This window comes from Curtobacterium sp. AC272 (genome assembly GCF_979258155.1).
This window is the reverse complement of the sequence record NZ_OZ409838.1, coordinates 261,923-281,803: the sequence shown is the minus strand read 5'-3', so window position 1 is coordinate 281,803 and position 19,881 is coordinate 261,923. Positions and strand designations below refer to the sequence as shown.

Annotated in this window: 18 protein-coding genes, 1 tRNA gene and 2 pseudogenes; 13 read left to right on the top strand and 8 right to left on the bottom strand. The window is 71.4% G+C overall.

Features of this window, described 5'->3' with window-relative positions:
• Nucleotides 1-3: 3 nt before the first annotated feature.
• Complete coding sequence (locus ACZZ0J_RS01435; protein WP_214546999.1) at nucleotides 4-993, bottom strand: hypothetical protein; 990 nt, start codon at nucleotides 991-993, stop codon at nucleotides 4-6.
• A gap of 130 nt (nucleotides 994-1,123) precedes the next feature.
• Here ACZZ0J_RS01435 and ACZZ0J_RS01430 point away from each other — a divergent pair, with 130 nt between their 5' ends.
• Together ACZZ0J_RS01430 and ACZZ0J_RS01425 are read left to right on the top strand one after the other, a co-directional pair.
• A complete protein-coding gene (locus ACZZ0J_RS01430; RefSeq protein WP_463434312.1) occupies nucleotides 1,124-1,810 on the top strand; it encodes an HAD family hydrolase in 687 nt (228 codons plus the stop codon).
• 120 nt (nucleotides 1,811-1,930) lie between these two features.
• Nucleotides 1,931-3,097, top strand: coding sequence for a N(5)-(carboxyethyl)ornithine synthase (locus ACZZ0J_RS01425; RefSeq protein ID WP_463434310.1), 1,167 nt, complete (start codon nucleotides 1,931-1,933; stop codon nucleotides 3,095-3,097).
• A 108-nt stretch (nucleotides 3,098-3,205) separates the two neighbouring features.
• Here the strand turns inward: ACZZ0J_RS01425 and ACZZ0J_RS01420 are convergent, their stop codons facing one another.
• From ACZZ0J_RS01420 to ACZZ0J_RS01410, 3 genes are all read right to left on the bottom strand, one after another.
• Nucleotides 3,206-3,757, bottom strand: a complete 552-nt coding sequence (locus tag ACZZ0J_RS01420; protein ID WP_463434308.1) for a hypothetical protein — start codon at nucleotides 3,755-3,757, stop codon at nucleotides 3,206-3,208.
• Nucleotides 3,758-3,761: 4 nt separating this feature from the next.
• Entirely contained in the window at nucleotides 3,762-3,959 is a 198-nt protein-coding gene (locus tag ACZZ0J_RS01415) for a hypothetical protein (protein WP_214546992.1), read from the bottom strand.
• A gap of 26 nt (nucleotides 3,960-3,985) precedes the next feature.
• A tRNA-Val gene (locus ACZZ0J_RS01410) sits at nucleotides 3,986-4,058 on the bottom strand.
• A gap of 111 nt (nucleotides 4,059-4,169) precedes the next feature.
• Between ACZZ0J_RS01410 and ACZZ0J_RS01405 the strand changes: the two genes are divergently transcribed.
• The 5 genes from ACZZ0J_RS01405 to ACZZ0J_RS01385 all read left to right on the top strand — a co-directional run bounded on the left by ACZZ0J_RS01405 (nucleotide 4,170) and on the right by ACZZ0J_RS01385 (nucleotide 7,901).
• Nucleotides 4,170-4,814: a SatD family protein gene (locus tag ACZZ0J_RS01405; RefSeq protein ID WP_463434305.1), complete on the top strand. Its 645-nt coding sequence runs from the start codon at nucleotides 4,170-4,172 to the stop codon at nucleotides 4,812-4,814.
• Nucleotides 4,814-5,671: a hypothetical protein gene (locus ACZZ0J_RS01400; protein ID WP_463434303.1), complete on the top strand. Its 858-nt coding sequence runs from the start codon at nucleotides 4,814-4,816 to the stop codon at nucleotides 5,669-5,671. The genes ACZZ0J_RS01405 and ACZZ0J_RS01400 overlap by 1 nt, the downstream gene beginning before the upstream one ends.
• Before the next feature lie 114 nt (nucleotides 5,672-5,785).
• On the top strand, nucleotides 5,786-6,337 hold the full coding sequence (locus ACZZ0J_RS01395) for a hypothetical protein (RefSeq protein ID WP_463434301.1): 552 nt from the start codon (nucleotides 5,786-5,788) through the stop codon (nucleotides 6,335-6,337).
• A 35-nt stretch (nucleotides 6,338-6,372) separates the two neighbouring features.
• Nucleotides 6,373-7,353, top strand: coding sequence for an aldo/keto reductase (locus ACZZ0J_RS01390; protein ID WP_194648754.1), 981 nt, complete (start codon nucleotides 6,373-6,375; stop codon nucleotides 7,351-7,353).
• Nucleotides 7,350-7,901 (top strand): hypothetical protein, encoded by a 552-nt coding sequence (locus ACZZ0J_RS01385; RefSeq protein ID WP_463434298.1) that lies wholly within the window; start codon nucleotides 7,350-7,352, stop codon nucleotides 7,899-7,901. Before ACZZ0J_RS01390 ends, ACZZ0J_RS01385 begins: the two co-directional genes overlap by 4 nt.
• 129 nt (nucleotides 7,902-8,030) lie before the next feature.
• Here the strand turns inward: ACZZ0J_RS01385 and ACZZ0J_RS01380 are convergent, their stop codons facing one another.
• Together ACZZ0J_RS01380 and ACZZ0J_RS01375 are read right to left on the bottom strand one after the other, a co-directional pair.
• On the bottom strand, nucleotides 8,031-9,605 hold the full coding sequence (locus ACZZ0J_RS01380; protein WP_463434296.1) for a phenylacetate--CoA ligase family protein: 1,575 nt from the start codon (nucleotides 9,603-9,605) through the stop codon (nucleotides 8,031-8,033).
• Complete coding sequence (locus ACZZ0J_RS01375) at nucleotides 9,602-10,648, bottom strand: nitroreductase family protein (RefSeq protein ID WP_463434294.1); 1,047 nt, start codon at nucleotides 10,646-10,648, stop codon at nucleotides 9,602-9,604. The genes ACZZ0J_RS01380 and ACZZ0J_RS01375 overlap by 4 nt, the downstream gene beginning before the upstream one ends.
• Nucleotides 10,649-10,750: 102 nt before the next feature.
• Here ACZZ0J_RS01375 and ACZZ0J_RS01370 point away from each other — a divergent pair.
• From ACZZ0J_RS01370 to ACZZ0J_RS01350, 5 genes and pseudogenes are all read left to right on the top strand, one after another.
• Nucleotides 10,751-11,074 (top strand): annotated as a pseudogene (locus ACZZ0J_RS01370) (holo-ACP synthase); the annotation flags it as partial.
• A 262-nt stretch (nucleotides 11,075-11,336) separates the two neighbouring features.
• Nucleotides 11,337-11,645 carry an acyl carrier protein gene (locus ACZZ0J_RS01365; protein ID WP_123292585.1) on the top strand — a complete coding sequence of 103 codons (309 nt, stop codon included), beginning with the start codon at nucleotides 11,337-11,339 and terminating at the stop codon, nucleotides 11,643-11,645.
• Nucleotides 11,642-12,817, top strand: a complete 1,176-nt coding sequence (locus tag ACZZ0J_RS01360) for an acyl-CoA dehydrogenase family protein (RefSeq protein ID WP_323749205.1) — start codon at nucleotides 11,642-11,644, stop codon at nucleotides 12,815-12,817. Before ACZZ0J_RS01365 ends, ACZZ0J_RS01360 begins: the two co-directional genes overlap by 4 nt.
• Nucleotides 12,814-13,782 carry an amino acid--[acyl-carrier-protein] ligase gene (locus ACZZ0J_RS01355; protein WP_463434292.1) on the top strand — a complete coding sequence of 323 codons (969 nt, stop codon included), beginning with the start codon at nucleotides 12,814-12,816 and terminating at the stop codon, nucleotides 13,780-13,782. Before ACZZ0J_RS01360 ends, ACZZ0J_RS01355 begins: the two co-directional genes overlap by 4 nt.
• The gene (locus ACZZ0J_RS01350; protein ID WP_463434290.1) at nucleotides 13,779-15,299 is read left to right on the top strand and encodes a hypothetical protein; all 1,521 of its coding nucleotides are present in this window, start codon (nucleotides 13,779-13,781) and stop codon (nucleotides 15,297-15,299) included. The genes ACZZ0J_RS01355 and ACZZ0J_RS01350 overlap by 4 nt, the downstream gene beginning before the upstream one ends.
• On the opposite strand, the gene ACZZ0J_RS01345 is transcribed toward ACZZ0J_RS01350, so the two are convergent.
• On the bottom strand, nucleotides 15,221-16,303 hold the full coding sequence (locus ACZZ0J_RS01345; protein WP_463434288.1) for an alpha/beta fold hydrolase: 1,083 nt from the start codon (nucleotides 16,301-16,303) through the stop codon (nucleotides 15,221-15,223). The two genes, ACZZ0J_RS01350 and ACZZ0J_RS01345, sit on opposite strands and share 79 nt — an antisense overlap.
• 53 nt (nucleotides 16,304-16,356) lie before the next feature.
• Entirely contained in the window at nucleotides 16,357-16,845 is a 489-nt protein-coding gene (locus ACZZ0J_RS01340; RefSeq protein ID WP_111085695.1) for a peroxiredoxin, read from the bottom strand.
• 241 nt (nucleotides 16,846-17,086) lie between these two features.
• On the opposite strand from ACZZ0J_RS01340, the pseudogene aceE reads away from it, so the two are divergent.
• Nucleotides 17,087-19,830: pseudogene (gene aceE / locus ACZZ0J_RS01335) on the top strand (pyruvate dehydrogenase (acetyl-transferring), homodimeric type).
• Nucleotides 19,831-19,881: the final 51 nt, after the last annotated feature.

Here is a 19,881-nt window from a genome sequence, read left to right as displayed (position 1 = left end):
GGATCAAGTCTGGTCGATGTCGACCAGGTCCGCGTGCCGCGCGGCGTAGGCCGTCGCACGGCGGATCCGGCGGAGCGTCAGCGGGACGACCCAGACGAGCACCGCCACCATGAGCACGAGGAACACCGGCGGCAGGGTCCCGAGGTCGCCGCGGATCCACGTCGACACCATCTGGAACGCGAGCGCTGTGTAGAGCAGCCCGATGTACGCGAGCTGGAACCGCAGCGCGAGTGGGACCACCGTGGCGTACCGGACGGCGCCGACCTGCTCAGCCGGGTCGAGCGGCAGGTCCGCGCCGCGGGCCACGATCTTCGCGAAGCGACGGAGTCGACCGAGGTCGTGGCCGGCGGACGCCCGCAAGAGCCCGTTCAACGGCAGCGACTGGAGCAGGGCCGCGAACGCGGTCGCAGTGAAGACCAGCTGGCCGGCGAGGAAGGCCGCCTGGGTGAGTCCAACGGGGTCGTCCCCGGTGAAGGCGGCCAGGACCACCACGCCGATCGTCACGACGACGATGGACACGCCGAAGGTCACCGCGATCACCACGATCGTGTGGCGGAGTTCGGCCGGTCCGAACCGGTAGCCGACCGGGTACGCCGACGGCGACGGCTCCGTGCGCCGGAACAGCGCACCGAGTGGCCGCGCGATCACCAGCAGCACCGCCGCTCCCCCGATCAGCACGACCGGCACCCAGACCGGCGCGCCGGCCGAGACCGACGCGAGCACGATGACCACCGCACCCGCCACGTCCACGGCGACCACGCCCAGCAGCCACCACCGCAGGTACCGGGAACTGTCCGCGGACGACCGGTGGTCCCAGTAGCCCGCCAACGACCCGACCACCGCAGGTCCGACGACGAACAGCGGGATGCTGACGCTCACCGCGATGATCAGGACGTCCGAAACGTCGCTGAGTTCGAACACCGCCAGCAGGGTGCCCCCGAGGGTGAGCGCCGTGATCAGCACGATGAGCAGGACGTAGCTCAAGACCCGCATGGGGTGACTCCTCTTCCGGCAGGACGACGCCTCCCAGTGCATCCTGGCCGAGCTCCGACGGGCCGGCCCACATCGTGCGGAGAACCGCAGCACGTCAGGTCGGCGAGGTCGCCGTCCCTACGCTGAGGACATGGCGCATCTGCGAGCGGTCGGGTTCGACCTCGACGGGACGCTGTTCGACCACCGTGGCGCAGCGACCACCGGTGCCGCCCGGTTCCTCGAGTCACTCGGCATCCCGGTCTCGGCGTCCGCCATCGGCCGATGGTTCGCCGCCGAGAGCGAGCAGTTCGAGCGGTGGCGAGCCGGGCAGATCAGCTTCGAGGAGCAGCGACGCGAACGGCTGCGGGTCGTCCTGCCCGCGCTCGGCGTGCCGATCCCCGCCGACGACCGCAGGCTCGACGAGCTCTTCGAGGCGTTCCGGCACCACTACGAGGCATCGTGGCGCGCGTACCCGGGGAGCCTGCCGCTGCTGCGGACGCTCCGTGTGCAGGGGTACCGCATCGGCGTGCTGACGAACGGCACCGAGACGCAGCAGGTCGACAAACTGCGCCGGACCGGCCTGCTCGACGCGGTCGACGTCGTGTGCACCTCGGAGCGGATCGGCGTGCAGAAGCCGGACCGTCGAGCATTCGAGACCCTGTCCGCCGAACTCGGCGTCGAGCCGAGCGGCTGTTTGTTCGTCGGGGACAGTGTCGCGCACGACGTGGAGGCGGCCCGGGCCGCCGGGATGCACGGACTGTTGATCGACCACGGGGCCCAGGACGGCCCCGACATGGAGGCCCTGGTGCTCACGGCGCTCGCCGACCGCCGCGGGTGACTTGGCCGCTCGGCCGCTCGGCCGCCCGGCGGCTCGGCGGCTCGGCCGCCCGGCGGCTCGGCGGCTCAGCGGCTCGGCCACTCGGCCGCTCGGCGGCGGCAAGCGGCCGTAGAGTGCACCATGACCCAAACACCGGCAGCATCGCCGCTGCTGCACCTCGGGGTGCTGGCCGAGTCGCGGAAACCCGACGAACGCCGCCTCCCGATCCACCCCGCCCACTTCGAGCGCATCGACCCCGACCTGCGCGCGAACATCATCCTGGAACGCGGGTACGGTCGCCGCTTCGGCGTCACGGACGACCAACTCGAACCCCTCGTCGGCGCCGTGGCGGACCGAGACGCGCTCATCGCCGCGTCGGACGTCGTCCTGCTGCCCAAACCCCAGGTGTCCGACCTCGAGGACCTGCGGGACGGACAGGTCCTCTGGGGCTGGCCGCACTGCGTGCAGGACCCCGCCCTCACCCAGGTCGCGATCGACAAGCGCCTGAGCCTCATCGCGTGGGAGTCGATGAACCACTGGCGGTCGGACGGCGGGTTCAGCCTGCACGTGTTCCACAAGAACAACGAGCTCGCGGGCTACTGCTCGGTCATCCACGCCCTGCAGCTCTGTGGTTCCACCGGGGACTACGGCCGCCGCCTCACCGCGGTCGTGATCGGCTTCGGGGCGACCGCCCGCGGTGCCGTCACCGCGCTGAACGCCCACGGGATCCACGACGTCCGCGTCCTGACCAACCGCGACATCGCCGCCGTGGGCTCGCCGATCCCCTCCGTCGACATGCTGCAGATCAGCCAGGACGACCACGACCCCAGCGTCAACGCGGTGAAGACCGAGGACGGTCCGGTGCCGCTGGCGCCGTACCTGGCCGAGAACGACATCGTCGTGAACTGCACACTCCAGGACCCGAACGCCCCGCTCACGTACCTGCGCACCGAGGACCTGGGCGTGTTCCGACCGGGCAGCCTCATCGTCGACGTCTCGATCGACGTGGGGATGGGGTTCGAGTGGGCGCAGGCGACGACCTTCGCGGAACCGATGACCACCGTCGGCGAGAGCACGAACTACTACGCCGTCGACCACAGTCCGTCGCTGCTCTGGAACTCGACGACGTGGGAGATCAGCGAGGCGCTCATGCCGTTCCTCCGGCCGGTGATGGCGGGCGCGGCTGCGTGGGCCGACTCGGACACGATCCGACGCGCCGTCGAGATCGAGGACGGCCACGTGCGCAACCCGGCGATCCTCGCATTCCAGGGGCGGTCGGACGAGTACCCGCACGTGGTGGGCGGCTGACGCAGGAGCTGAGGGGCTGGTCGGCGCTGACCCGATGCGCAACGACGAGGTCGACGTCGTTCGACAACGACCTCGTCGCACCGCGTCGCATCGTGATCGCGGTGTGGGTCAGTCGCCGGGCGCCGACACCCAGACGTTGGGGGCGAGCTCCTGGAACGGGTCCGGTCCGCCACTGGTGTAGCCGTCGGACACCAGGAGGGTCTGGTGCTCCTGCTCGTCGATCATGCTCGTGATGACCGATGCCGGCTTGAGATCCTGCCCGCCGGCGCACACCGCGTAGTTGTCGACACTGTCGGGGTCATCGTTCCGTGCGATCAGGCACGCTCCGCCGTCGGCGACGGCAGCGATCCAGTACTTCGTGCCGTCGCGCTCGACCGCGAACCGTGCACTGTCCGGGACCATGTCGGCAGCAGCCGTCGTCTGGTCCTCCTCGGGCAGCGCGTCCGCGGCGGTGACCGGCTGCCGCAGGATCGAGAAGTAGTCTGCCGCGTCGGTCGTCGGGTTCGGCCGCGGCGTCGTCGACGCTCCGGTTGAGTGCGCACTCGGCGATGCACGTGGTGCGGCATCACCGTCCGAGCAGCCGGTGAGGGCGACGGCCGACACGATCACCGCACCGATCACTCCAGCGAACAGGCGGACGAACCCGGGTCGACCGTTCACGAGGTCAGTTCCCCCACACGAAGAACGCGATGACCCCGCCGATCAGGACCGCGCCGATCGGGACGAGGTACACCCAGTCGTGCCGGATCGGGCCCTGTCCGGGCTGGTGGTCGCGCTGGAACGGCGCGACCGGGTTCCCACTCGTTCCCGGCAAGTAGTCGACGGAGTGCTGTCGGACCGGCTCGTGTCGTCGGCTGTTCATCGGACCCCCCGTGATCGCGTGTGCGGTGGGCTCTGGCGGGCTCGAACCGCCGACCACTTCGGTGTAAACGAAGTGCTCTACCAACTGAGCTAAGAGCCCGCGACACGATCCTAGAGGTCGATCCCCCGTATCGTTGCGCTGGACAGCCCGGCCGATGGCCAGTTCAGCGCTCGGCTTCATTTCGCCGATAGTAAGCCTTACACTTAACCCATGTCTGACGAGTCCGTCTACGCCGTGATCCTCGACCTCGTCGACTCACGCACGCTCGACGACCGCCACGCCGCACAGCGCGACGTCGAGCAGGCGTTCCGCGAGACGACCGACGTCACCCCGGTGGACCCGGTGCACGCGACCGTCGGCGACGAGTTCCAGGTGATCTACGCCACGCTCACCGACGCGCTCGTCGCCAGCACCGCCGCGATGCTCGCGCTGCCACCGACGGTGCAGGTCCGGCTCGGGATGGGTCGCGGGACGGTGCGGACGGTGGGGTCCGGCACGAGCGGTCCGCTCCAGGACGGCCCGGCCTGGTGGTCCGCCCGCGACGCCATCAACGAGACGCACCGCCGTGAAGACGGCCGGACGTCCTTCCTCCGGTCGTGGTTCCACGCGTCCGACGATCGCCACGGCACCGAGGAGCGACTCGTGAACGCCTACTTCCTCAGCCGCGACCACGTCCTGGCCCGCCTGACGCCCCGGGCAAGACGCATCGCGCTCGGCCTCGTCCAGAGCCGGACCCAGGCGCAGATCGCCGCGACCGAGGGGATCACCCCGTCAGCGGTGTCCCAGTCGGTGCAGAAGTCGGGCGTGGCCGCGATCGTCGAGGGCCTCCGGGTCCTCGTGGGACAGGAACGCTGATGCTCGCCGGGATCCTCCTCGCACTCATCGGTCTGGGCGACGTCGTCCGGGCCCGCACCGGTGCCGACGCGCACCAGCAGCGCACGCTGACCACCATCGCGGTCGTCGTGCTGTGGGCCGGGGTGTCCGCCGTGGCACGGCTCGGTCTCGGAGTCCCCGTGTGGAGTGTCCTCGTCACGGTGGTGCTCGCGGCGGCGTGGATCGCCGCGACGGCGCCGGTCCGAGCCGGTGCCGGGACCGCCGACGACGACCGTGACGCGCCGACGACCCGGGGGTGGCTGCGGCGGTCCGGGTCCTGGCCCGCGGTCCTGCTCGCCGTCGCCGTCGCCGTGCTGCTCCTCTGGGGGCCACTGCCCGACGCCACGGGCTTCGTGGTCGACTGGCACGACGGCTCAGGCCTGGCGTTCGTCGACGCCGTTCCGCTCGCCGCCGTCGTGGGCGGTGTCGGCTCGGCGCTGTTCCTCGTCGACTCCGCGAACGTGGTCGTCGCCCAGGCACTCCCGCCGGGACTGCAGCGCGGAGCCGTCACGGGCGCCGAGGCCGACGACCTCCGACGCCGGTTCGGGCGACGCCGACGCTCCGACGCCGACGCCGAACAGTCCGGGGACAGCACGGTGAGCCTCAAGGGCGGTCGCCTGATCGGCCCGATCGAACGACTGCTGCTGGCCGGGTTCGCGGTGGCGGGGGCCTTCCCGGTGGTCGCTGCACTGATCGCGGCCAAGGGCATCGTCCGGTTCCCCGAGATCCGGCGCGAGACGACCGGCTACCAGGCGGAGTACTTCCTGATCGGCAGCCTGGTGAGCTGGGCGATGGCCTTCGCCGCCGCTGGCATGTGCTGGCTCCTGGCGCACAGCTGACCCGGGCCTGTCCGCTCGCACCCTGTCGGCCGCGTCCCTCGAGATCTCGGAACCTCGGGGCAGCACCGACCGAAGGAGGACGGGCGGGCAGCAACGGCGCGTACCCTCTCCCTCGTGAACGGTGCCGGTGTCCTCGACGAATCCGGGCGGCTGCGGCTCCTCGGCTCCGGGGTGACGGGTGCCGCGTTCGCGGTCGTCCTCGTCATGCTCGTGCTGTCGTCGTGGACCGAGGCGACCACCACCGTCCTGGTCTCCGTCGGCATCCCGTCCGCGGCGGCAGGTGCCGCGATCGCCGTGTACCTGCAGCTCCGCGCTTGGCGTGCCGAGGGCGGGTACGAGCGTTCGGTCGCGGTCCGCGAGTGGATCGCCGACGGTCAGGTGCCGTACGGCGTGCCGGCGGAGCTGTGGATCCCGCTCGTCCAGGCGCAGGCCGACCGCGAAGGAGCCGGCTGGGGCAAGGTCGTCCTCGGCACGCTGTGGATCGCGATGACGTGGTCGATGCGTGACCAGCACGACGCCCTCATCACGACGATGTTGATCCTGCTCTGGGCCGGCATGGTCCTGTGGGCGGCGGTGTGGGTCATCCCCGCGCTCGAGCGGCCCGTGCGCTGCTCCGCCGCGGCGTCTCCACGATCGGCTGAGCGACCGCGCGAAACCATCGGCTGAGCGACCGCCGGAACCCACTGACTACGCTCGGCGGCATGCAGAGTCGCACCCTCGGTCGCACCGGCCGCGAAGTCTCCCCCATCGGTCTCGGGACGTGGCAGTTCGGCGGTGACTGGGGCCCGGTGAGCGAAGCGGACGCGAACGCCGTGATGGACGCCTCGGTCGAGTCCGGCGTCACCCTCTTCGACACCGCCGACGTCTACGGAGACGGTCGCAGCGAGCAGCTCATCGGGTCCTGGCGCGCGTCGAACCCCGACGTGCCGTTGACGGTCACGACGAAGATGGGGCGCCGCGCCGAGCAGGTCCCGGCGAACTACGTCGCAGCGAACTTCCGCGAGTGGGTCGACCGTTCCCGCACGAACCTGCGGCAGGACACGCTCGACCTGGTGCAGCTGCACTGCCCGCCGTCCGAGGTCATCGGCGACGACGCCGTGTACGACGCCCTCGACGCGCTGGTCGCGGACGGCTCGGTCGCCGCCTACGGCGTCAGCGTCGAGACGGCCGACCAGGCGTTGGCCGCGATCGCCCGGCCCGGCGTCGCGAGCGTCCAGATCATCCTCAACGCGTTCCGGCTCAAGCCGCTCGACCGCGTGCTGCCGGCAGCCCGGGAGGCCGGGGTCGGCATCCTCGCGCGCGTCCCGTTGGCGTCGGGGTTGCTGTCCGGCAAGTACACGACGGAGACGTCGTTCGCCGAGGGCGACCACCGCAACTACAACCGCCACGGCGAGGCCTTCGACCAGGGCGAGACGTTCAGCGGTGTGGACTACGACGACGGCGTGCGCGCGGCGCAGACCTTCGCAGCGTCACTGCCGGACGCCGTCTCGGTGCCGCAGGCGGCGCTCGCCTGGGTCATCGCGCAGGACGGCGTGACCGCGGCGATCCCCGGTGCCCGCAACCCGGAGCAGGCTCGGTCGAACGCGGCGGCCGGCGACCTGCCGGAGATCGACGGCCTGGACGCCACGGTGCGCGACCTCTACGACACGTGGTTCCGCGCCACGGTCCACGACCGCTGGTGAGGACCCGCGTCGTCGCGGTCGCGGTGGCCGCACTCCTGCTGCTGTCGGGCTGTGCCGCCCCGGGAGCGGGGACGTCGCGCGACGCCCCGCCCTGGCCGCGGCCGACCGACCTGTCCGCCCGCGCCGACGCTGCGGGCCTCCGGAACGTGTGGGGCGAGCGGCTCGCCGAGCACGTCCACACCCACCTGACGATCCTCGACGGCGACAGCCCGGTGACGGTCCCGGCCAACATCGGGCACTCGGACCGGGGGAAGTTCGCCGCCGAGATCCACACGCACGACACCTCGGGCATCGTGCACGTCGAGTCCCCCACCGAGCAGACGTTCACGCTCGGTCAGTTCTTCGACGAGTGGGGCGTCTCGCTCGGTCCGGAACACGTCGGCGGCCTGCGCGGTGAGCTCACGGTGTGGGTGGACGGGCGCCGGACGATCGGCAACCCACGCTCCATCGAGCTGACGAACCGGCGCGAGGTCGTCCTGATCGTCACGACGATCGGCGAGGTCCCGCGCCTGCCGGCCCCCTTCGACTGGCCGCCGCAGTACGGCTAGCGAGCACCGGCCCGCCCCCGCGCGGCGCGCCCAGCCCGCGCACGGCGCGCCCAGCCCGCGCACGGCGCGCCCAGCCGGCGCACGGCGCACCCGCCCGCGCGCGGCGCGCCGCCCCGCACGGCGCCCCGCTCACGCCTCCTTCGGCGCGACCCACGCCAGGTCGAGCTCCCACTGCTCCACCGATCCGGCCGGCAACTGCCACACGTACTCGTTCTTGAGCTTCCGACCGTCGTCACGGAACGGCCCCGTCCGGTACGGGTAGAACGCCACCGTCGGCAGCGTGCCGGGCGGCGCAGTGCGGATCGCGTTCGAGAAGTCCTTGTTCAGCCGCCGCAGTTCGGCGATGACCGCGGGGCGCGCCGCGTCCGAGTCGAAGGACCCGGCGCCCGCAGCGAGCTGGAACGCGATGTGCAGCTGGCGGTCGCCCCGGTCGTCCTCGTAGCTGATGAGCCGGTGGTTCTCGACGGCCTCGAGCAGCTCCGCGTCGCCGTAGACCACGTCGCGCACGACGTCGGGTGCGACGACCGCGCCGTTGTAGTCGACGGACAGGTCGGACCGGCCGTAGTGGAACAGCAGCGGCAGGTCGAGCTCGGCGGCGTCGGCGAGCTCGTCGAAGCCGTGTGCGCGGAGCGTCTGCCGCAGTGACCGCATCCGCACGACGTGCCCGCGGTCGTGGATGTTGTAGCGGATCCGCGGGCTGATGTTCTCGGATCGGGTGATCGTGACGACGAGTTCGCCGAGTTCGTTCGTCTCGATCAGGTACCCGAACGGGTTGAACTGGAACACCATCGGCAGCACGCCGTACTCGGCCTGCTTCGTCAGCGCGGCGGACAGCTCGGGCGACGCCGCGATCGCCCGACGCAGCTGCACGCTGAACGGCGTCTCGATGCCGAGGTTGATCTCGAGGTCGCTCGCTCCGTACGACCCGAGGACGGCCTGCGCGTACTGCTCGATGTGGGCGCGCATGTTCTCGCTGATGCCCTCGCCACCGAACGCCGCGACGATCGTGTACTCGCTCCAGTCGAGCCGGTCGTCCTCGAACAGCGCCTTCAGGAACGGCGGGTAGCTGCAGATGATGTACGTGAAGTCGGTGCCGAACTCGCGCATCGTCTGCACGATCTTGTCGCGGTCCGGCCCGATCGACTTGATCATCGACGACTCGGTGAGCGACGCCGTCACGTTCATGCCGGTGGCCCACGCCCCGAGCGAGAACGCGTTGAGGACGAACGGTTGCTTCGGCAGGTCCTTCGCAGTGCGCGAGAACCCGAGCTGCAGCAGCTGCCGTGTGGCCTGCCGTTCGTCGGGACCCCGCACCCAGCTGGTCGGCGTGCCGCTCGACCCGCTCGACTCGTCGACCACTACCCCGCGCCGTGGCAGCCGTCCGTCCACGCAGCGCTCCGGGATGCTCCACCGCTTGACGTACGACTCCTTGTCCATCTCGGGCAGCCCCGAGATCGCTGCGGCGATCCCGCCACGCGTGTCCAGACGGGAGGCCCGCCCCGCCTCCGCCAGGAACGCCCCGTACGCAGGCACCCGCTTCGCAGCCCGCTCCACCGTCCGCCAGGCACGCCAGCGTCCGAGGGTCCAGCGGAGCGGCTCGATGCCCGGCGTGAGCAGGAGCTTGTGCGTGCCGACGCGCGGCATGAACAGCGCCACGAAGGTCTCGACGACCCACACGACGGTGAAGACCGCCGCGCGCTTCACCGTGCACCCCCGAGCGTCATCGCGGCCGCGGGTCTGCGGTGTGCCAGGGGCGGTGGAGCGCTGTGCCCGAAGCGGAACAGCATCCACGCCATCCGGCCGTCGGACTCGTCGACGCCGGCCTGCTCGACGAAGGCCGCGTGTGACCGCGGGTTCGTGATCACGGTGCCGAACGGGTGCAGGGCGATCCCCCGCGCGGTGAACTCGAGCCAGATCCGCATGAACACGCGACCGGCCTCGACGTACTCGGCCGGCGTCCGGAACGGTCCTTCGAGCCAACCGAGCTGCCGGACGCCGCGCATCGTCGACAGGTACACGCGTTTGAAGACCCCGCCGACGCCGGGTGCTTCCCACAGCCCGCGGTGCTCCATGGCGAACCGGAGCACCGGGCCGGGCATGAGCATCGTCTCGGCCGACAGGCCGTCACCGGTCGTCGCCGCCTGCCGCTTCGAGAACCGCAGCCAGTGCAGGATCTCGTCGTGCACGGCGTCGTGCTGCAGGTCGTCGAACAGCGTCTCCTGGTTCACCCGCACGATCTCGTCGACGGTCGCCCGGTCGGACGTGGTGCGGAAGCGCTGCCCGGCTGCCGACGCGATGGCGGACGCGGCCTCGATCGCGGCGTCGTCCACCAGGCTGGCGTCGTACGGCCTGCGTGACGTGCGCCGCGCGAGGAAGCGGGCCAGGGCCTCCCGGTCGTCCGCGGTGACCGCCCGCGGACGCAGGCGCACCGTGCCCAGCCGGTGCAGGTGCTCGTCGGCCGCGCCGGACGCGGCGTCCAGTCGGCCGAAGTCCATCTCGGCGTGGTCGAGCCGCTCCTGCACGGAGAAGCCGTGCGCCCGGGCGACGACCTCGAGCCCGGCCAGGAACACCCCCGCGCAGACGTGCCCGAACGGGATGCCGAAGGACTCTGCCGGCAGCCCCCGTCGCAGGTCGTAGAACACGGTCGCGGTGCGGTCGTCCTCGACGCGCACGACGATCGGTTGCGAGTTGTGCGGCGACGGGTAGTGTCGCGCGTCCTCGATGATGCCGGTCCACGGTGATGCCATCGGTTCCCCCTCGGTGGTCTCTGGCACCGATCATACGAACCCCTCCGACGCCCATGCCGCTGCGGGCATGCGGGGTCGCCGCGACCTGCGTAGCCTGCTGCCATGGGCACGATCCGGACCGGCACCGACCTCGCTGCGGTCGAGGACGTCGTGGCGGGCATCTCCTCCCACGGTGAGCGGTACCTGGACCGGCTCTTCACCGTGCGGGAGCGCACCGACGCGGGCGACGACCCGGAGCGTCTGGCCGCACGGTTCGCGGGCAAGGAAGCGGTGGTGAAGCTCCTCCGCCCCGCACCGGACCAGGCGATCCCGCTGCGCGACGTGGCGATCGTCCTCGACGACCACGGGGCGCCGACGGTCGAGCTGACCGGGGCCGCCGCCGCGCTGGCCGAGTCGGTCGGGTGCGGCCCGATCGCGGTGTCGCTCGCGCACGAGCGGGGCTCGCGGTCGCGACGGCGGTCGCACTGTCCGACCGCTGACGGGGCGCACCGGCAGCTCCACCGCCGGCACCGCCGACTCGGAACGACGATCTCGATGTCGTACGACGTCGACTTCGTCGTTCCGAGTCGCGCCGACCCGCCCGGCCCCGCCCCACCCTGTACCACCGCACAGGGGCGTCGGACGCCGTGCGGTTTCGCGCACCCGCACGGCGGTTTCCCGAGGCCCGGTCTTCCTTATCGTTGCCGTCATGGACCAGGAACCACAGCTCTCCAGCACGACCGCACCGACGGCGACCACGACCGCGACGCTCGCCGACCCGGCGATCGAGCAGGCCGTCCGCCGTGCCCTCGCCGACCACGGGCGCCTGACCGTCGACGCGCAGGACGTCGCGTCGATCGCCGACCTGTACGCGCTCGGGCTGTCGTCGCACGCCACGGTGAACGTCATGCTCGCCGTCGAGTCCGAGCTCGACGTCGAGTTCCCCGACTCGGTCCTGAACCGGTCCACCTTCGCCACCGTCGAGTCGATCGTGGCCGCTGCGGAACTCGCCTCGTGACCCTGACCATGGCGGCGACCGCGGTCGTCGACCGGTTCGCCGAGCGTGCCGCCGCCGTCGCCGCGGTCGCCGCGCAGTTCGCGGACGAGGTCGACCGCGACGCCCGTCCGCCGCGCGAGGCCATCGCAGCGATGCGCGAGTACGGTCTGCTCGCCGCTGCCGTCCCCGCCGAGCACGGTGGCGAGGGCGCCTCGGTGTCCGAGCTCTCCGCGATCGCCACCGAGCTCGGGCGTGCCTGTGCCGCCACCGGGATGGTCTTCGCGATGCACCAGGGCCAGGTGATGGCGCTCTGGCGACACGGCGGCGACGGTGCCGGCGTGCTCGAGACGATCGCAGCGGTCCGCGACGGCGCGCTCGTCGCCTCGGCGACCACGGAGCGCGGGGTCGGCGGCGACGCCCGCCGTTCCACGTGCTCCATCGAGGCCACCGACGACGGCCGGATCCGCCTGCGCAAGGACGCGCCGGTGATCTCGTACGCCACCGAGGCCGACGCGGTGTTCGTCACCGCCCGCCGCGACCCGGATGCCCCGGCCTCCGACCAGCGGCTGCTCATCTGCCGGACCGACTCGATGGTGCTGTCGCAGACCTCCACCTGGGACACCATGGGGCTGCGCGGGACCTGCAGCAACGGCTGGGTCCTCGACACCGAGACCACCGTCGACCGGGTGTTCCGCGACGACTACGCCGCGATCTCGGCGCAGACGGTCCTGCCGGTGTCGCACGTGCTGTGGGCCTCGGTGTGGCTCGGCATCGCGGCCTCGGCGAGCGAGCGCGCCCGGACGGCCGTCCGCAAGCAGGCGCGCGCCGCGATCGGGACGACCCCGCCCGGAGCACTCCGCCTCGCCGAGCTCCTGGTCGACCTGCAGGGCCTCGCCGACTCCGTCCGGCACGCCGCCGAGCGGTTCGACGCCGCGGCCGACGACCCCGAGGTGCTCGCCTCGAGTGCCTACGCCCTCGCCGCGAACGCCCTGAAGATCGGGGCGTCCGAGCGCGTCACCGACATCGTCACGAAGGCCATGCGGATCGTCGGGATCGCGGGCTACGCGGCCTCGGGGCCGATGAGCATCGCCCGACACCTCCGAGACGCCCACGGTGCCGCCGTCATGGTGAGCAACGACCGTCTCCTCAAGAACGACGCCGACCTGGCCCTCATGACGGGAGTGATCCTGTGACCATCACGGACCCCACCACCAGCACGACCAGCACGACCAGCCCCATCGCTCCGGACCTCGACGCCGCCCGCGCCGCACTCCGTGCCCGCCTGCTCGCCGACCGTGTGCTCATCGACCTCGGCTCCCCCGGGCTGTACGGCCGCACCGGCGTGTTCGAGCGTGTGTACACGGCGGTCGACGCCGCGGCCGTGCGCAGCCAGCAGGACCTCGACGCCGAGGTGCTGCGCTTCCCGCCGGTCGAGCCGCTCGCCGCGTTCGAGCGCACCGACTACATCGCGTCGTTCCCGGACCTCGCCGCGTCGATCTCCGGGTTCACCGGCGACGACCGCACCCACCGTGCACTGCTCGCCGCCCGCGAGCGCGGTGAGCGCTGGGAGGGCTTCCTCGAGCCCGCCGACCTCATGCTCACCCCCGCGGTCTGCCACCCGGTGTACGGCCTGGTCGGCGACACGATCCCGCAGGAGGGCCGCTTCTTCGACATCGTCGGCGACTCCTTCCGCCGCGAGCCGTCGCTCGACCCGATGCGCCTGCAGGCCTTCCACATGCACGAGTTCGTGCACATCGGCACGCCGGCGTCGGCCCAGCAGCACCGCGACGGCCGGATCCCGGTGATGCGTGAGCTGCTCGAGTCGTTCGGGCTCGAGATCGACGTCGTCCCCGCCAACGACCCGTTCTTCGGCCGCGTCGGGCAGATGCTCGCCCGCAACCAGGTCGAGCAGGCGCTCAAGTTCGAGTTCGTCACGCCCGTCTACGGCGACGACCACCCGACCACGGCGATCAGCTCGGCGAACCTGCACGAGGACCACTTCGGCACCTCGTTCGGCCTCCGCACCGCCGACGGCGAGGTCGCCCACAGCGCCTGCGTCGCCTTCGGCCTGGAGCGCATCACCATCGCCCTGTTCGCCGCACACGGCACGGACGTCGACGCCTGGCCGGCGTCGGTCCGCGCGGCACTCGAGCTGTGACGACGCTGCACGGATGGTCCGGTTCGCCGGCCGTCCGCGCCGCCGTGCAGCTGCCGCCCGCGGCGCGGGCCGGCGTCGTCGTCTGCCCGCCACTGGGTCAGGAGGGCGTGATCGCGTACCGCACGCTCCGCCTGCTCGCAGACCGCCTGGAGGCCCGTGGCATCGCCTCGGTGCGCTACGACCCGTCCGGACGTGGTGACGGCGCACCCGACACCGACCCCGACGCGCAGGTCCGGTCCGCACGCCACGCGGCCGCCGTGCTCCGCACGTCGGGAGTGCAGCACGTGGCGTTCGTCGGACTCGCCTCCGCAGCCCTCGTCGCCGCGGCCGCCGCCGAGGACACCGACGCCCTGCTCGTCTGGGACGCCCCGGCGTCCGGTCGGGGCTGGCTCCGTCGGCAACGTGCCCTCGCGACGATCACGATCGGCAGCGAGCGGATCGTCGACGGCGTCGAGAGCCTGATCGGCATCGAGGTCGAACCCGACGAGGCGACGGCGCTCTCCGCCCTCGCCTTCGCGCCGCGCACCGGTCCGACCGTGGCGCTGGTGCGGCCCGAGACCCGCGCGCCGAAGGCCCTCGGACCCGTCGAGACCGTCGAGGTGCCCGGCAGCGCCGAGTTGCTCGACGGCACGAGCATCCACGCCCGGATCCCCGGAGCCGCGGTCGACCGAGCCGTCGCCTGGCTCGACGCCTGGGCGCCGACCGCTGCGGCGCAGGTGGTGCCGCCCGTGCTCGACGAGGTCCTGGACGTCGACGGCCGCGTGTCGGAGCGCATCGTCCACCTCGGCCCCGACGCGTTGTTCGCCGTCGAGACCGTGTCGTCCGCCCAGCACCACGACGCGCCGCTCGTCGTCCTGCACAACGGCGCCGCCGAACACCGGGTCGGTGCGACCGACTACCAGGTCGACCTCGCCCGCGCGCTCGCCCGTGACGGCGCCCGCGTCGTCCGGGTCGACCGCCGTGCCACCGGCGAGAGCACCAGCGTGCGCGAGGACGAACGCAGCTTCCTCTTCGCCCAGGAGTGGGTGGAGGACCAGTCCGCCGTCGTCGCCGACCTCGGTACCCCCTCGGACCGCCTGGTGCTCGTCGGCATGTGCGCCGGCGCGTGGCTCGCCGGTCGGTCGGCGGACGAAGCTCCGCGTCTGGTCGTCGAGATCAGCCCGAACGACTACCGCCGACAGCCGGCGGCACCGGGCAGCTACGAGGACGCCGTCCGCGCCGTCGACGCCCCCTCGGCACGTCGGCTGTGGGTCCGTCGGCGGTACAACGCCGTCGTGCCGAAGGGCCTGCGTGCGTGGATCGCCCGGCGGGACCGGGTCGGCGGCGTCGTCGAGCACGTCCGACCGCTCGTGGAGCACGGCACCGACGTCGTGGTGATCGCCGCCCCGGAGGACGCCGCGCTGTTCGACCGGCTCGGCGGGCAGAAGGCCCTGCGCCGCTACGGCGGTGTCGGTCGGCGCGGTTCGGTGTCGATCGTGCGGGTCGAGGACGGCGACCACTCGCTGTTCTCCCCGTGATGCGTCGCGCCGTGCGCGCCGAGGTGCGTTCCCGGGTCGCGGCGACGTTCCCCGTCCCCGCCTGACCGTCCGCAGGGATCAGGCGAGTCCGAGCTCGCGCGCCACGGCGTGCGGGTGCTCGACGTGCGCGAAGTGCCCGCAGTCGTCGAGCAGCACCGTGCGGACCTGCGGCACGAGCTCCCGCAGGGCCTCGAGGTCCGAGACGCGCGCGAACACGTCGTCGCGCCCGGCGATCGCGGTGACCGGGCAGGTGATCCCCGCCAGCGGCCGAGGTCGTAGCCCGCAGCGGTCCGCGCCGCGTCGGTGAACCGGGTCGGCCGGAGTTCCTGGACGAAGGCGTCGAGCACGCTGCGGTCGAGGCGTCGCACGTGCGTGAAGACGGGTGCGGCGAGCAGCGGCAGCAGCCCGACGCGGGACAGCGCCCGGAGCATCGGCCGCGCGGCCTCGCCGGTGATCGACAGGCCCGCACGCAGCAGGGTGAACGACGGCAGCGTCCGGAGCCCTCGGAGCGGGTGCCGTGCGGCGTCCGCGGTTGCGACGGTCGTGCCGGACACCAGGGCCACCGAGCGCACGAGCCGGGGCGCGACGACCGCCAGGTGCATGCCGACGAAGGCCCCCATCGAGTGCCCGACGACGTCCACCGTCGTGATCCCGAGTGCATCCAGCACCGCCACCAGCGACACGGTCACGTCGTCGAGGTCGAACGCACCGCTCGGCGCCGGCGACGATCCCCATCCCGGCAGGTCGACGAGCACGAGGCCACGGGCACCGACGCCGTGCGCCGCGGTCAGCAGCGGGGTCCAGGTCGACCAGGAGCCCGCGACGCCGTGCAACAGCAGGAGCGGATCGGGACCCGGGCGGTGGTGCACCACGACGGCTCCAGCGGGCATCAGGACCTCGGTACGCCGGAGGTGCCACGTGGCGGGCGTGGGCGACACCGGGTAGGGGGCGTAGGCCTCGGTGGTGACCACACGGTCACGTGCGTCCGCGTCGATGGCGTGCACCGGGCCTCCTGTCCGCTGCCGACGCGGATGCGTCGCAGGAGGGATTCGGAACGCTAGCCGACCGGGACGGGTGCGGTGCAGGCGGCGAGGCGGTCGAGCGCGGCCTTGTACTCGGCGACGTCGCGCTGCAGGCCGGGCTCGGTGATGATCGAGGCCTTGATCCGGCCCTGCACGTCGATGACGAAGGTCGCGCGGGTGGCGAAGCCCTTGTGCTCGAGGAAGACGCCGTACTCCTTCGAGACCGCGCCGTGCGGCCAGAAGTCGGCGAGGAGCTCGAAGTCGTAGCCGTTGAGCTCGGCGAAGGAGCGGAGCGTCGCCTTGGAGTCGACCGAGATGCCGATGAGCTCGACGCGCTGGTCCTGGAACATCGCGACGTTGTCCTGCAGGGCGCAGAGCTCGTTCGTGCAGTTCGACGAGAACGCGAGCGGGAAGAAGACGAGTGCGACCGGGCGGTTGCCGCGGAAGTCGCTGAGTCGGACGTGCTCACCGAACTGGTTCGGGAGCTCGAAGTCCGGCGCGAGAGAGCCGATCTCGAGAGCCATCGGGACGTGTGCTTCTTCCTCGGGTGTGGGGTGTACCCGTCGGGTCCGTGCGCACGCGGGTCGCGTGTGCACGGTCGGCCATGCTACGCCGACCGCACCCGAATGCAAGCACCCGCCACGTGCACCGCACCATCAGCATCACCGTCGGTGCTGGGGCCTAGAGTGGACGGGGCCCCATCCGGTCGTGACCCGACCACCGGAGCCACCATGTCCACCACCACGAGAACGAACGAGGTCAAGGGTGACGGTGAACGACCAGGACCCGTACAGCACCGGGGCGAACGACCAGGACCCGCAGGAGACCGCCGAATGGCGTGAGTCCCTCGACGGATTGGTCCAGACCCACGGACACCAGCGCGGTCGCGAGATCATGCTGAGCCTGCTCAAGCGGTCCAAGGAACTGCACCTCGGTGTGCCGATGGTCCCGACGACGGACTACGTGAACACCATCGCGCCGGAGAACGAACCCGAGTTCCCCGGCGACGAGGAACTGGAGCGCCGGTACCGCCGGTGGATCCGCTGGAACGCGGCCATCACGGTGCACCGTGCGCAGCGTCCGGGCATCAGCGTCGGCGGCCACATCTCGACGTACGCGTCGAGCGCCGCGCTGTACGAGGTCGGCTACAACCACTTCTTCCGTGCGCAGGACCACGCGTCCGGCGGCGACCAGGTGTTCTTCCAGGGCCACGCCTCCCCGGCATGTACGCCCGCGCCTACATGGAAGGACGTCTCGGCGAGGACCAGCTCGACGGGTTCCGTCAGGAGAAGTCCCACGCCGGCGGCGGCCTGTCGTCGTACCCGCACCCGCGGCTCATGCCGCACTTCTGGCAGTTCCCGACCGTGTCGATGGGCATCGGCCCGATCAACGCGATCTACCAGGCGCAGCAGGCGAAGTACCTCACCAACCGTGGCATCAAGGACGCCTCCGACCAGCAGGTCTGGGCGTTCCTCGGCGACGGCGAGATGGACGAGGTCGAGTCGCGCGGACAGCTCCAGGTCGCCGCGAACGACGGCCTCGACAACCTGAACTTCGTGATCAACTGCAACCTGCAGCGGCTCGACGGTCCGGTGCGCGGCAACGGCAAGATCATCCAGGAGCTCGAGGCGTTCTTCCGCGGTGCGGGCTGGAACGTCATCAAGGTCGTCTGGGGGCGTGAGTGGGACGACCTGCTCGCCCGCGACACCGAGGGCGCGCTGCTCAACCTGATGAACCAGACGCCGGACGGCGACTACCAGACGTACAAGGCCGAGAACGGCGCGTACGTCCGCGAGAACTTCTTCGGGCGCGACCCGAAGGCGCTCGAGCTCATCGAGGGCTACAGCGACGACCAGGTCTGGAACCTCAAGCGCGGTGGCCACGACTACCGCAAGGTCTACGCCGCGTTCAAGGCCGCGACCGAGCACAAGGGCCAGCCCACGGTGATCCTGGCGAAGACGGTCAAGGGCTACGGCCTCGGCCCGAGCTTCGAGGGCCGCAACGCGACCCACCAGATGAAGAAGCTCACGCTCGACAACCTCAAGCAGTTCCGTGACGAGATGCGCATCCCGGTCACCGACGCGCAGCTCGAAGAGAACCCCTACACGCCGCCGTACTACCACCCGGGCAACGACGACGAGGCGATCCAGTACATGCACGAGCGTCGTCAGGCGCTCGGCGGCTACGTGCCGGAGCGTCGCACGAAGTACACCTCGATCACCCTGCCCGAGGACTCGAAGTACCAGGTCGTGAAGAAGGGCTCCGGCAAGCAGGAGATCGCCACCACCATGGCGTTCGCCCGACTGCTGAAGGACCTGCTCCGCTCCCCGGACTTCGGCGACCGCGTCGTCCCGATCATCCCGGACGAGGCACGCACGTTCGGCATGGACGCCTACTTCCCGTCGGCGAAGATCTACAACCCGAACGGCCAGCACTACACCTCGGTCGACCGCGAGCTCCTCCTGGCCTACAAGGAGAGCCCGCAGGGCCAGATCATCCACGTCGGCATCAACGAGGCGGGCGCCCTGGCGGCGTTCACCGCGGTGGGCACCTCGTACTCGACGCAGGGCGAACCGCTCATCCCGGTCTACGTCTTCTACTCGATGTTCGGGTTCCAGCGCACGGGTGACGCGATCTGGGCGGCGGGCGACCAGATGACCCGTGGCTTCATGATCGGCGCCACCGCCGGTCGCACCACCCTGACGGGTGAGGGCCTGCAGCACGCCGACGGCCACTCGCTGCTCCTCGCGACGACAAACCCGGCCGTGGTGTCGTACGACCCCGCGTACGGGTACGAGATCGGGCACATCGTGCAGGCCGGCCTCGACCGGATGTACGGCACGAACGAGGACGGCTCGCCGAAGCACAGCGACCCGAACGTCATGTACTACCTGACGGTGTACAACGAGCCGATCGTCCAGCCGGCCGAGCCCGAGGGCGTCGACGTCGACGGGATCGTCAAGGGCATGTACCTCCTCAAGCCGAGCGAGCACGACGGCCCGAAGGCCCAGCTGCTCGCGTCCGGTGTGGCCGTGCCGTGGATCCTCGAGGCCCAGCAGCTGCTCGCCGAGGACTGGGGCGTCTCTGCCGACGTCTGGAGCGTCACGAGCTGGGGTGAGCTGTACCGCGACGGTCTCGACGCGGAGCAGCACGCGTTCCTCAACCCGAACGAGTCGCCGCGCACGCCGTACGTCACCGAGCGCCTGCTCGCCACCGAGGGGCCGGTCGTCGCCGTCAGCGACTTCATGCACCAGGTGCAGGAGCAGATCCGCCCGTTCGTGCCGACCGACTACGCCACGCTCGGCGCCGACGGCTTCGGCTTCTCGGACACCCGTCCGGCCGCTCGCCGCTTCTTCCACATCGACGGCCCCTCGGTCGTCGTGCGGACGCTGCAGCAGCTCGCCCGCCAGGGCAAGGTCGACGGCGCACTCGTCCAGCAGGCGATCGACAAGTACCGCCTGCACGACGTGACCGCTGGGACCACGGGCAGCGCGGGCGGCGAGAGCTGATCAGCAGGTGACACCCGTCCAGCCGGACACCGAGGGCCTGTCGAGACCCAG

What these genes read in the sequence shown, in the direction of transcription:
- ACZZ0J_RS01425 (WP_463434310.1), top strand. Translation starts at nt 1,931, where the DNA reads ATGACCCAAACACCGGCAGCATCGCCGCTGCTGCACCTCGGGGTGCTG.
- ACZZ0J_RS01340 (WP_111085695.1), bottom strand. Translation starts at nt 16,845, where the DNA reads ATGGCTCTCGAGATCGGCTCTCTCGCGCCGGACTTCGAGCTCCCGAAC.
- ACZZ0J_RS01430 (WP_463434312.1), top strand. Translation starts at nt 1,124, where the DNA reads ATGGCGCATCTGCGAGCGGTCGGGTTCGACCTCGACGGGACGCTGTTC.
- ACZZ0J_RS01405 (WP_463434305.1), top strand. Translation starts at nt 4,170, where the DNA reads ATGTCTGACGAGTCCGTCTACGCCGTGATCCTCGACCTCGTCGACTCA.
- ACZZ0J_RS01390 (WP_194648754.1), top strand. Translation starts at nt 6,373, where the DNA reads ATGCAGAGTCGCACCCTCGGTCGCACCGGCCGCGAAGTCTCCCCCATC.
- ACZZ0J_RS01400 (WP_463434303.1), top strand. Translation starts at nt 4,814, where the DNA reads ATGCTCGCCGGGATCCTCCTCGCACTCATCGGTCTGGGCGACGTCGTC.
- ACZZ0J_RS01365 (WP_123292585.1), top strand. Translation starts at nt 11,337, where the DNA reads ATGGACCAGGAACCACAGCTCTCCAGCACGACCGCACCGACGGCGACC.
- ACZZ0J_RS01415 (WP_214546992.1), bottom strand. Translation starts at nt 3,959, where the DNA reads ATGAACAGCCGACGACACGAGCCGGTCCGACAGCACTCCGTCGACTAC.
- ACZZ0J_RS01375 (WP_463434294.1), bottom strand. Translation starts at nt 10,648, where the DNA reads ATGGCATCACCGTGGACCGGCATCATCGAGGACGCGCGACACTACCCG.
- ACZZ0J_RS01435 (WP_214546999.1), bottom strand. Translation starts at nt 993, where the DNA reads ATGCGGGTCTTGAGCTACGTCCTGCTCATCGTGCTGATCACGGCGCTC.